Genomic DNA, 12,088 nt, shown 5'->3' with positions numbered 1-12,088 from the left:
TATATCTTAGGAGCTATCCTTGTCAAACTCCCAAATTCAAAAAACTAGTTATCCTTTAGTTACAGTTATAACAGTTGTATACAATGCCAAAGAGCTTCTAGATGGGACTATTTTAAGTGTATTAAATCTGGCATATTCAAATATTGAGTATGTTATAGTTGATGGTGGTTCTACTGATGGTACGCTTGATGTTATCAAAAAATATCAAGATAAAATTACTAAGTATATCAGTGAGCCAGATCAAGGTATTTACGATGCTATGAACAAAGGTATTGCACTAGCTAAAGGGCAGTGGTTAAACTTTATGAATGCAGGAGATAGCTTCTATTCTAATGATGTTTTACATAAGGTATTTGAGAACAAATTTTCTCAAGATACTGCTGTCATTTATGGAAATACTGATATTGGTCATAAAACTCTAAAATACAAACCTGAACTAAATTTGAGAGATATGGCGCTAGGAATGATGTTGTGTCATCAATCTACTTTTTATAGGTTAGATAAAGCAATAAAATACAATCTTAAATACAATATATGTGCAGATCAAGATTTTACAATGCAGTACTTTAAGCTTGGTAAAAAATCTAAATATCTAGATATGACTATTTCTAAGTATGATCTTGATGGTATATCATCACAAAACTTGAATAAGATTCTCAAAGAAAAGTTTCAAATAAATAAATCCTATAATCTTTCGTATCTGCCTGTAATCAAGAGTTACATTATTTCTTTGTTAGTTAAGCTACGAAGCTACTTTAGGGGTTACTAAAAGCTAGTATTGTTATATCATATAGTTATATATAGATTTAATTAGAGGCAAGATAGATATCATGTATGATTATGTCATAATCACTCACATTCCAGCTTTTTATAAGGTTAACTTGTATAATCAGTTAGCTAAGAAGCTAAATATCTTTGTTATTTTCTTAGCCTCTAATACAAATGAAAAAAGAGCAGACGACTTTGTTGGTTTAGATAACGTATCTTTTGAGTATCAAGTTTTATTCTCAGGCAACTTACAACAGCGAAACTCTTCAGCGAATATCAAAATATTAAGAAGTATCTTAAAAAGTATTCAATATAAAAGAATATTAGTAAGTGGTTGGGATTTGCGTGAGTTTTGGTATGTTATATTTGCTAATCGTAAAAACAAAAATTGTCTAGCTCTTGAGTCAACTGTCAATGAGAGTAAGACAGCAGGAGCACAAGGACTTATAAAAAAAATATTTCTATCGAGGATTGCTACGGTTTTTGCATCTGGTACTCTTCATCGAGAGTTATTACTAAAGCTTGGGTATCATGGAGTTATAAAAATTACTAAAGGTGTTGGTATTATCAACAAACCAAGCTTTAATAAAGAAGTAAGAGAGTATCACAAAAAGTTTCTTTATGTTGGAAGATTGTCAGCCATTAAAAATTTAGAGAGATTAGTTCAGGTATTTAATAGCCTAAAAGATTATAGTCTAACCATAATCGGAGAGGGCGAGCAGAGAGAGTATTTACAAAAAATCGCTAATGATAACATTGTGTTTAAATCAGCTATTGAGAATAAGAAACTTAAAAATGAATTTTTTAGTCAAGATGTTTTTGTGCTACCTAGCTTGGTTGAACCATGGGGATTAGTGGTTGAAGAGGCATTTTATTTCGGTTTGCCTGTGATTATTAGCCAAAGCTGTGGAGTCAGAGATATTGTTAAGGATAATATAAATGGCTATTGGATAGATCCACAAAATATTGATGAGCTAATCTCATTGATTCAAGCAATTAACTCAGATAAGTATCATGAGCTTATCATTGGTGTGGAGAAATTCTCTCTAAATGCAAAGGATATTGAGCAAGTTGAGGCTTATTTATGAAAATTTTGATTGTCCATAATCGCTATCAGTCAAATAATATTGGTGGCGAAGATATAGTTTATGATAATGAGTTAAAGTCTTTGCGAGAATTACATGGCGAAGATAATGTTTTGGCATATCAGGTTTCTAATGATGATATTAGTAAGTTTAGCTTATTATTTGGGATATGGTTTTCACTCAAGCATTATCGAAATATTAAAAAGATAGTTAGAGATAATAATATTGATATAGTTCATGTGCATAATTTTTTTCCATTGTTGACACCAAGTGTTTTTAAAGCTGCCAAAAAATCTGGTGCTAAAGTGGTGTATACACTTCATAATTATAGGTTGTGGTGCATATCAGGAATTTTGTATAGAGATGGCTTTGGTGCATGTGAATTATGTACTAAAAGTAAGTTGCCTATTTTTGGTATCAAAAATAAATGCTATAGGAAGTCAAGATTACAGAGTTTGGTTGCACAAGCAGCATTTAGTTTTTACAGATTCTTCAGAATGTTTAAGAATTTTGATTATTATTTTGTATTAACGGATTTTCAAAGGCAAAAGATCAAAGAGCTAGGTATTCCAAACCATAAAATTATCCTCAAACCAAATAGTATTTCTTTGGCGGTTATGGACAATCAACATATTCAAAAAATCAAACAAAACTATATTTATGTAGGTAGGCTTGAAGAATCCAAAGGCATATTTGAGCTTCTTGATACATGGATATCTTTAGATGATAAGTTTGTATTGACAGTGGTTGGCGATAGTCCCGATAGTGATGAGATAATTAATAAATACTCATCTAAAAATATTATTTTTATAGGAAAATGTACTAGGGAAGAGACGCTATCTTTGATTTCACAATCGAAGTATCTAATCCAACCAGCACTACTGTATGAGACATTTGGTTTGACGATAATAGAAGCAATGAGTTTTGGTGTTCCTGTTATTGGTTTTGATATTGGTACGCGTAGAGATTTTATCAAAAATCGAGAAAATGGTTTCATAACTACAAAAAATGACTTACAAAGAACTATACAAAACTCTTATGACTATAGTAATTATGAGCTTATGAGTCAAAATGCAAAAAATACTGCAAAGCAATATCAAAATGATTATATAATAGCTAGGCAGTTAGAGATTTATAAAAATATTTTAGAAGGTTGATAGTTTGAAAGTATCGATAATTACAGTTTGTTACAACTCTGCAGAGACTATTGAAAAGACAATTCAGTCAGTAATTTCACAAAGCTATCAAGATATTGAATACATAATAATTGATGGTGGTAGTTATGATGGCACTTTGGATATATTAGCAAAGTATCGGTCTAAGCTGTCAAAAGTAGTAAGTGAATCAGATGATGGTATCTATGACGCTATGAATAAAGGTATTGCTTTAGCAACTGGGGATATCATTGGTATCTTAAATAGTGATGACTGCTATAGTAATAGTGATGTTATAGAGAGTATTGTTAGCGCATTTAAGCAGAATGATAAAGATATGCTTTTTGCAGATTTGAAATTTGTTAATGACAATGACAAGATTTTGCGTTATTACTCAGCTAAGCGTTTTACTCCAAATAGATTGAAGTTTGGAATTATGCCACCGCATCCAACACTTTTTGTCAAAAAAGCTATTTATCAAAAATATGGAGTCTATCGTTTAGATTTTAAGATTGCTGCAGATTATGAAATTTTTGTAAGATTCTTGCTAGTGAATAGACTTTCGTATACATATTTAAATAAATGTATAATTAATATGTTGGCAGGTGGTGTTAGCACTAGTAATTTGCAGAGTAAAAAGATTATTAACCAAGAAACGATGAAAGCTCTTGAGTTAAATGGTATCAAAGCAAATTATTTATGTATTTCGACTAAGTATGTTACCAAAATACTAGAAATACTAAAAGGTCGACTGTTAAACTATTATAAGAAAAACTAAATTTATAAGTATATAAGACTATTTTGGGAGATTCGTGTGGAAAAAGTAGTTATAAAAGATGTTATCAACTCTAGTGGTGTGAAGTTCGGTACTAGTGGGGTTAGAGGTTTAGTTGTAGCGATGACTGATAAAATTTGTTGGCTATATACTAAGGCTTTTATTCAATTTTTGGAGCATAAGTATTCAATAACTAAAGGTACAAAGGTTGCTATAGCTCATGATCTACGTGATAGTAGCCCTAGAATAACTAAGACTGTGATTAAGGCAGTCAAAGATAGTGGCTATGAGCCAGTGTATTGTGGAGAGATCCCATCTCCAGCTACGATGCTATATGGCATAACTAATCAAATACCATCAGTTATGGTTACAGGTAGCCACATTCCAGAAGATAGAAATGGTATTAAGTTTAATACTCCTTACGGAGAAGTTCTCAAAGAAGATGAGGAAATGATTGTCAGCCAAGTGATTACGGTTGAAGATACTACTTTTGATAAAAATGGGATGTTTTTGCAAAAAATAGAATTACCAAAAATTTGTAATCAAGCACATGTACAGTATGTAGATAGATATTTAGATTTCTTTCCACAAAATTGCTTGTCAGGTAAGACTATTGGATTGTATGAGCATTCGTCTGTAGGGCGTAGGATAGTCAAAGAAATTCTTGAAAAATTAGGTGCTAAAGTTATCTTGCTAGGATTCTCAGAAAGATTTGTATCTGTAGATACCGAAGCAATTCGACAAGAAGATGTAAAGCTTGCAAAACAGTGGGCTAGCGAGTATGAGATTGATAGTATCGTATCAACAGATGGTGATGCTGATAGACCTCTAGTTAGTGATGAGTATGGTAATTGGTTAAAAGGCGATATTCTAGGTGTATTGACAGCTAAATATCTCCAGGCGGATGTTATTGCTACTCCTGTTAGTAGTAATACTGTAGCAGAAAAGATAGGTTATTTTAGTAATGTAATTAGAACTAAAATTGGTTCGCCGTATGTAATTGCTGCAATGAATGAGCTACTTGCTAATAATCAAAGTTCTGTAGTTGGATATGAAGCAAATGGTGGATTTCTATTAGCTAGTGATATATCAAGAGATGACAAAGTCCTAAAAGCATTGGCTACAAGAGATACCGTGATACCTATGCTTGCTGTGATGATGCTATCTATTGATGCTAATAAAACAGTTTCAGAACTTTTAGTCGATTTACCATCTCGATATACAGCTAGTAGTAAGATTGATAATTTTGCCACTGAAAAAAGCCAAGAGATTCTGAAATCAATATTAGCAGGTGAATCAGATCTTTTAGATAAAGTTATATCTGAGCATTTTGATGGTAAAAATAGCATTGAAAATATCGATACTACAGATGGTGTTAGAGTAACTTTGACTAATCAAGATATTGTCCATCTTAGACCATCAGGTAATGCACCAGAGTTAAGATGTTATACAGAAACTACTACTGAAGAATCAGCTAAGAAACTTAATCAGTGTTGTGTGGATTTGATTAATAACATTCACTAATACTAACTAATAATACTAAATTTCTATCTGAATTTAATTCCTGTCAAATTAGATTTCTAAGAACGATAAAAAGATAAAAATAGGTTGATAGATAAAAAAATGACCTAGGTTTAAATAGCACCTCTTTTCATAGTCTCGAAGAACTCTTCATTAGTTAATGAGCCTTTCATTTTTTCTGTTAGGAGTTCCATAGCTTGAACATCTTCCATACCACCAAGAATCTTACGCAGTACCCAAAGTTTTTGTAGTTCTTCTGGAGTTGTAAGAAGCTCTTCTCTACGCGTACCAGATCTATCAAAGCTAATAGCAGGGAATACACGGCGCTCTGCAATCTTACGATCAAGATGAAGTTCCATGTTACCAGTACCTTTGAATTCCTCAAAGATAACCTCATCCATCTTAGAGCCAGTTTCTACAAGTGCTGTTGCAATGATTGTTAAACTACCACCTTCGGCAGTATTACGCGCAGCACCAAAGAATCTCTTAGGCTTTTGCAGAGCATTTGCCTCTACACCACCTGATAGTACACGACCTGATGCTGGAGATACAGTGTTATAAGCACGAGCAAGTCTTGTGATTGAGTCAAGTAGAATTACTACATCTTGTTTGTGTTCTACTAATCTTTTAGCTTTCTCAATTACGATTTCTGCTAACTGGACATGACGAGCTGCAGGTTCGTCAAATGTAGATGCTACTACTTCACCACGCACTGAGCGTTGCATTTCTGTAACTTCCTCAGGACGCTCATCGATTAGTAGCATAATTAGGTTACATTCAGGATGGTTTTTGGCAATTGATGTTGCAATATTTTGCATCATAATTGTCTTACCAGTCTTAGGAGGAGCTACGATCAGACCACGCTGACCTTTACCAAATGGTGCGGCTAAATCAATAACTCTCGCAGTTATATCTTCGCTTGAGCCATTACCTATTTCCATAGTTAGCCTTTCTTTAGCGTATTCTGGAGTTAGGTTTTCAAATAGGATTTTTTTTCTAGCTAATTCAGGTGAATCAAAGTTAACACTGTCAATATGCTTTACTGCAAAGTATTTTTCATTATCACGAGGTGGGCGAATCTTACCAACAATACTATCACCAGTTCTTAGGTTTAATTTCCTGATAAAAGCAGGTGAAACGTAGATATCATCAGGAGATGCAAAATATGAGCTATCAGAAGATCTCAGGAAACCATAGCCATCTTGTAGAACTTCTAAGATACCTTCGCCATATATGTCTTCGCCTTTATCGGCATGGTATTTAAGAATTGAGAAAATAAGTTCTTGTTTTCTTGCACGAAGTGATTCAAGATCTAGACTTTGAGCTATATCCATTAGTTCATTAACAGATTTATACTTTAATTCATTTAAGTTCATTTGATTTTCTATTTATAAAAAATAATATTGATCTAACTAATCATAGATATTTGTCTACGATTGAGATTAATTGAGTCTTTTGTACTACACCAACTTTAGTTTCTTTGTTTTCGCCATCTTTGAAAACTATAAGAGTAGGTACACCGCGCACACCAAATTTCATTGCCGTTTCTTCGTTGTTATCGATATTTATTTTGCATACTTTAACTTTGTCGCTGTAGTGATCAGCAACTTGCTCTAGTATTGGAGAAAGCATTTTGCAAGGGCCACACCATGGAGCCCAAAAATCTAATAATACTGGAGTATCACTATTTAATACTTCGCTTTCGAACTGGCTATCTGATATATCGATACATTTTGACATGCTTTGATTTTCCTTTAAGTTTTTTGATTCTAAAACTGATTAAGTAGAAGCTTCTGCTGTATTTTGATAATTTTATAAGAAGTTAAACTAATTGCTAGTTATTATAAACAAAAAAACTTCTTAGACAAATTTTTTTAGCTATTTTACAGATATTTTTTTATAATGGGGATAGTTATAAAAATAAGCTTTTGTTTTGTATGTCAAAGATAGTCGCAACAGTAGATTTAGGTTCAAATAGTTTTCATATGCTGATAAGTGAAATCAAGCCTGATGGTGAGGTTGTTACATTATCCAAACAAAAACAAAAAGTGAAGTTAAGAGCAGGTCTTAATAACAATCTAACCATTAGTAAAGATGCTCAAGAGAGAGCTATTGAGTGTTTGGTGTTTTTTGCTCAAGAAATTCAAAAATATAAAGTTGAGCATGTAAAAGCTGTAGGCACATATACTCTTAGAAAAGCTAAAAATAATATAAAAGGTTTTAAAAAGAAATTAGATAAAGCTTTAGGGACTAAAATTAAGATTATTTCTGGTCTGGAAGAGGCACGTCTGGTCTATGTTGGGGCTAGAGATAATCACGATGCAAAGCAAAAAACATTAGTTATAGATATCGGAGGAGGCTCCACCGAAATTGTAATTGGAAGAGGTGATAAAATATTAATTGCTCGTAGTCTAGATATAGGTTGCGTGGGTATGCAAAAAGATCACTTTAGTAATGAGAAGCTCGATTTTGCTAATTTCTATGCAGCTACTGCTATGGCAAAAGAAATACTCTCTCCTATTTTAAGTAAATATAAGAAAATTAGCTGGAACAATGTCTTAGGTTCTTCAGGAACTATTATTGCAGTGGTCGGAATTTGTCAAGAGATCACTGGAGGTTCTATTGTTACTAAAGAATTTTTGAATAACCTAATTACAATGATGATGGATAAGCGAGAGGTTGAGCATATTCGCTTTGAGGGCTTGAGAGAGGATAGAGAGAGCGTTTTGGCTGGGGGTGTGGCAATTTTGTATACTATTTTTGATTGTCTTGGAATTTCTGAAATGAAGTTGTCTAATGGCGCAGTGCGTGAAGGCATGCTATATGAGCTTGTTAAACGTAAGTACAAGATTGTTATAGATTAGAATAATTAAGAGCGTTAGTTAAAAATCAAAAAAAGGATTTATTTAGATGAAGTATACTCCATTGGCAGCTCGATTAAGACCTCAGAGTATTGAGGAAGTGATAGGTCAAGAGCATATACTATCAAAAAATGGATCATTAACAAAAATTTTGGCTGGTGATGGGATTTGCTCGCTAATACTATGTGGAAAACCAGGTGTTGGTAAAACTAGCTTGGCTAAAATTATAGCTAGTTCTAAGCAGTTAGAGTTTTTTGAGCTATCTGCAGTTGATTCTGGCGTTAAGGATGTTAAAAAATTAATAGCAGATAATCAACATTTAGGTAGTTTTGTACTATTTTTAGATGAAATCCATCGATTTAATAAATCACAACAAGATTTACTTCTACCGTATGTTGAGTCAGGCAAAATTATTTTAATTGGAGCAACTACTGAAAATCCAACATATTACTTGAATAATGCTCTAGTTTCACGAGTATTTATTTTACGATTGAAAAGACTGAATGTTTCAGAGACTCGTAAGCTTATTCAAAGAGCTATAATCAAGGATGAATTATTAGCAAAATATTCTTTTGAAATAGATGAAGATTTATACAATGCTATACACAACTATAGTGAAGGGGATTGTCGTAAAATTTTGAACTTACTTGAGAGGATGTTTCTAATTAGTGATAGAGCTAATAAGATTAATCTTGATAAGGATCTTTTTGATCAAGCTGTTGGAGAGGCTTCGAGAGATTTTCACCGTGAAGGTAAAGAGTTCTATGAGCAACTATCGGCTTTTCACAAGTCTGTCAGAGGTACAGATCCTGATGCAGCTATATTTTGGTTGAGTGTAATGTTAGATAATGGTGCTGATCCTCTAGTTATCGCAAGAAGAATGTTGTGTATAGCTTCAGAAGATATCGGTAATGCTGATCCTCAGGCTTTGAGAGTTGCCATAGATGCTTGGAATGCTTATGAAAAATTAGGTATGCCAGAGGGAATGTTGGTTTTGTCGCAGGCTGCTATATATTTAGCTGTAGCACCTAAAAGTAATGCTTGCTATAAGGCGCTAGCAGATGCCCAGCAGATTATTAAAAGTTTGGGCAATATTGAAGTTCCTCAGCATCTTAAGAATTATAAAGATAGTAATTATTTATATCCACATAACTATGCTAATGCCTATGTAGTACAGCAATATCTACCTAAAAACATTACACAAACCTTTTATAATCCAACAGTAGCTGGTTTTGAATCTAAAATAAAAATTAAGCTAGACAGTATAAGTAAAATCAAGAAGTTATAATTAAGCTATTAAAATTTTGTATTTGTATGCTATAATCTTTAGAATTAAATTATATCTAATAAAATTATAACTAGGTTTTATACTGCTATGGCATTGGAAAATTTACTACATCCTACTAATATTAAAATTGATGAATATGCGAAAAATGCTACTAAGTTTTCTTTTGAAGCTCTAGAGAGAGGTGTTGGCTATACTCTTGGTTACGCGCTAAAGCAGACTATGCTTTATTCTATACATGGCGCATGTGTTACTAGTGTGAAAATTAATGATGGTAAAGTTGTTTCTCTAGATGATGTGATTCCATGTGATGAGACTGTTGCTGATATTATCTTAAATGTTAAAGCACTTCCTGTAACTTTAGCAGAAGGAGTTGATACAGGAGTAATCACTTTTGACTTATCAGGCTCAGAAGAAGTATTTTCAGAAGAGGCTAAACTATCTGAAGGTCTAGCAATTACAGAAGAAGTATTTATCTGTAGCTATAATGGAGGTAAGAAGCTTAAAATCGAAGCTAAAGTAGAAAAAGGAATTGGCTATAGGCAAGTCCAAGAGAATTTCAAAGATGGTGAATTTCTTTTAGATGCTACTTTTTCTCCAGTGTCGTTCTGTGATTATGAGATCAAAGATGCCCGTGTAGGTAGACGTACAGATCTAGATAGGCTTGAACTTAATATCAAGACAAATGGTAATGTTAGTTGTGAAGAAGCTCTAAGAATAGCTGCTACAAAAATACAAAATCAACTAAGAAATATCGTTGATGTTGAAGAAATAAATAAAGGGATTTTTGTAGAAGATCCTACTAAAGATATAAAACCTCTTTTATTGAAGCATGTTGAAGAGTTAAACCTTACAGCAAGATCTTCAAACTGTCTAAAAGCCGTGAATATCAGATTGATTGGTGAACTTGTACAAAAGACAGAAAATGAGCTTCTTAAAGCACCAAATTTTGGTAAGAAATCGTTGACAGAAATCAAAGATAAATTATCAGAACTTGGTTTATCTTTGGGTACAATGATTGATAATTGGCCTGAAGATCTGTAATATATAAGAACTACTCTTGCCGGAGTGGTGAAATTGGTAGACGCGCCGGATTCAAAATCCGGTTTTGGCAACAGAGTGCCGGTTCGAGTCCGGCCTCCGGCACCACCTTATTATAAGTGTTCGACTTATATTCTCGTAATGTTCCTATCTCATAAATTTTATATACTAAAGAGAATTAGTGCATGAAAAACCCTAACTTTAATATTGTAGTAATTGCGATCATAATTATTATGGGTATGGATCTTATTGATACAACTGTTATGAATAATATCTTACCTAAGATAGCAGAAAGCCTTCATATAACACCTGAATTTCTAAAGACAGGTATCAGTATTTATATGATTGTTATGGGGATGTTTCTGCCTCTTAGCTCATGGATGGCTGAGAAGATTTGCTTTAGATATACTTTAATGTTTGCAGCATCTGGTTTGGCTTATTTTCATTACTATCTGGATTAGTAATGACGGATACTCAGCTTTTTACATTCAGAGCAATTCAAGGCTTGTTTGTAGCATTTTCAGCACCTGTAGCAATACTTGCTTATCTAAAGCTTTCGGAGAATATGCTCGAGGGAACAGCTACATTATCTAACTATACTTTGATAATGGCAATATCTGGGCAAATTATAGGTGGTATTTTTGCATCTATATCACCAGAATCATGGCGTTTAGCATTTGTGATGCAAGTACCATTTGCCTGTTTTGCAGTTGTTGCTATATATAAATATTTTCCACAACAAATATTAAGTAATCAAAAACAGAGAATTAATTTTGTTGGTCTTTGTTTGTTAGGTTTTTCAATATCTGCACTTTTTATATTGAGTGAAATTCTTTTAAAAGACATTGAGGTGTCAATTAAAATATATCTTGGTATATGTGTAGCTTTATCGATTTTTTATATGCTATTACATACAGAAAAATCAGAAATCCAATAATTAACTTAAGTATTTTTAGTAATAAAAATTTTACGATAGCTTTTGTTTCAAACTTTTTGTGTAGACTAACAACTTATTAAGTGTTCTTTTCTTGGCTGGTTGTTTTATATCATCTTAGTCATTTGAATACGATATACATATCTATTATGTCTGTGTGTTTGATGATTGGTACTATTATTTCTAAAAAAACCGCTAAACAAGTAGTTTATTTATATGGCTACAGAACGTGTATGGTGTTAGGTTTGCTTGGTGTATCTTCAGTGATGTTAATCTCAATTTTATTTGATACTCACTATAATTATATTACATTTTGTGCTGTTGCTATGGGATATGGATTTGTACTAGGTATGTATCAAACATCATCAAATGCAGTGATGTATGCGGTAGCTGATAAAGATAAGTTAGATAGTGTTAACACTATTAAAAGTTCCGGCAATATGATTTCGTCAGCATTTGCTTTGACTATTTTTACTATAACTTATGATATTTATTATAAATATGATATTAACCATCATTGGTTAGATAGATTTGTGAATGTTTTTACCCAAGCTTATTATTATGTTGTAGTTACAGCGGCATTGGCACAGATTGTTTTGGTTGTATGGATAATTTTAAAAATGGATAATATCAAAGAAACTCTTCAAAAATAGCCTTGCTTGAT

The 12,088-nt window shown here is 32.7% G+C and carries 10 protein-coding genes, 1 tRNA gene and 1 pseudogene; 10 read left to right on the top strand and 2 right to left on the bottom strand.

The window, feature by feature from the left end:
• Positions 1-19: 19 nt before the first annotated feature.
• From FNO12_RS07330 to FNO12_RS07310, 5 genes are all read left to right on the top strand, one after another.
• Positions 20-769, top strand: coding sequence for a glycosyltransferase family 2 protein (locus tag FNO12_RS07330; protein WP_014714851.1), 750 nt, complete (start codon positions 20-22; stop codon positions 767-769).
• A gap of 61 nt (positions 770-830) precedes the next feature.
• Entirely contained in the window at positions 831-1,856 is a 1,026-nt protein-coding gene (locus tag FNO12_RS07325) for a glycosyltransferase (protein ID WP_014714852.1), read from the top strand.
• On the top strand, positions 1,853-3,010 hold the full coding sequence (locus tag FNO12_RS07320; RefSeq protein WP_014714853.1) for a glycosyltransferase family 4 protein: 1,158 nt from the start codon (positions 1,853-1,855) through the stop codon (positions 3,008-3,010). The genes FNO12_RS07325 and FNO12_RS07320 overlap by 4 nt, the downstream gene beginning before the upstream one ends.
• Positions 3,011-3,014: 4 nt before the next feature.
• The gene (locus tag FNO12_RS07315; RefSeq protein ID WP_014714854.1) at positions 3,015-3,785 is read left to right on the top strand and encodes a glycosyltransferase family 2 protein; all 771 of its coding nucleotides are present in this window, start codon (positions 3,015-3,017) and stop codon (positions 3,783-3,785) included.
• 36 nt (positions 3,786-3,821) lie between these two features.
• The gene (locus tag FNO12_RS07310) at positions 3,822-5,306 is read left to right on the top strand and encodes a phosphomannomutase (protein ID WP_014714855.1); all 1,485 of its coding nucleotides are present in this window, start codon (positions 3,822-3,824) and stop codon (positions 5,304-5,306) included.
• A gap of 110 nt (positions 5,307-5,416) precedes the next feature.
• On the opposite strand, the gene rho is transcribed toward FNO12_RS07310, so the two are convergent.
• Together rho and trxA are read right to left on the bottom strand one after the other, a co-directional pair.
• Positions 5,417-6,679 (bottom strand): transcription termination factor Rho, encoded by a 1,263-nt coding sequence (gene rho, locus FNO12_RS07305; protein ID WP_014714856.1) that lies wholly within the window; start codon positions 6,677-6,679, stop codon positions 5,417-5,419.
• Positions 6,680-6,719: 40 nt separating this feature from the next.
• Entirely contained in the window at positions 6,720-7,043 is a 324-nt protein-coding gene (gene trxA, locus FNO12_RS07300; protein WP_014714857.1) for a thioredoxin, read from the bottom strand.
• Between the two features lie 197 nt (positions 7,044-7,240).
• On the opposite strand from trxA, the gene FNO12_RS07295 reads away from it, so the two are divergent.
• From FNO12_RS07295 to FNO12_RS11610, 5 genes and pseudogenes are all read left to right on the top strand, one after another.
• Entirely contained in the window at positions 7,241-8,167 is a 927-nt protein-coding gene (locus tag FNO12_RS07295) for a Ppx/GppA phosphatase family protein (RefSeq protein WP_014714858.1), read from the top strand.
• A gap of 46 nt (positions 8,168-8,213) precedes the next feature.
• Positions 8,214-9,452 (top strand): AAA family ATPase, encoded by a 1,239-nt coding sequence (locus FNO12_RS07290; RefSeq protein ID WP_014714859.1) that lies wholly within the window; start codon positions 8,214-8,216, stop codon positions 9,450-9,452.
• Positions 9,453-9,539: 87 nt separating this feature from the next.
• The gene (locus FNO12_RS07285) at positions 9,540-10,493 is read left to right on the top strand and encodes a DNA-directed RNA polymerase subunit alpha (RefSeq protein ID WP_014714860.1); all 954 of its coding nucleotides are present in this window, start codon (positions 9,540-9,542) and stop codon (positions 10,491-10,493) included.
• Positions 10,494-10,511: 18 nt separating this feature from the next.
• Positions 10,512-10,598 (top strand) — tRNA-Leu (locus FNO12_RS07280).
• 77 nt (positions 10,599-10,675) lie between these two features.
• Positions 10,676-12,077, top strand: a pseudogene (locus FNO12_RS11610) (MFS transporter).
• Positions 12,078-12,088 lie beyond the last annotated feature (11 nt).

The organism is Francisella orientalis FNO12 (assembly GCF_001042525.2).
In the GTDB taxonomy this organism is placed as follows: domain Bacteria; phylum Pseudomonadota; class Gammaproteobacteria; order Francisellales; family Francisellaceae; genus Francisella; species Francisella orientalis.
The sequence above is the reverse complement of the archived record's forward strand: the minus strand, read 5'-3'. Positions and strand labels throughout refer to the sequence as shown.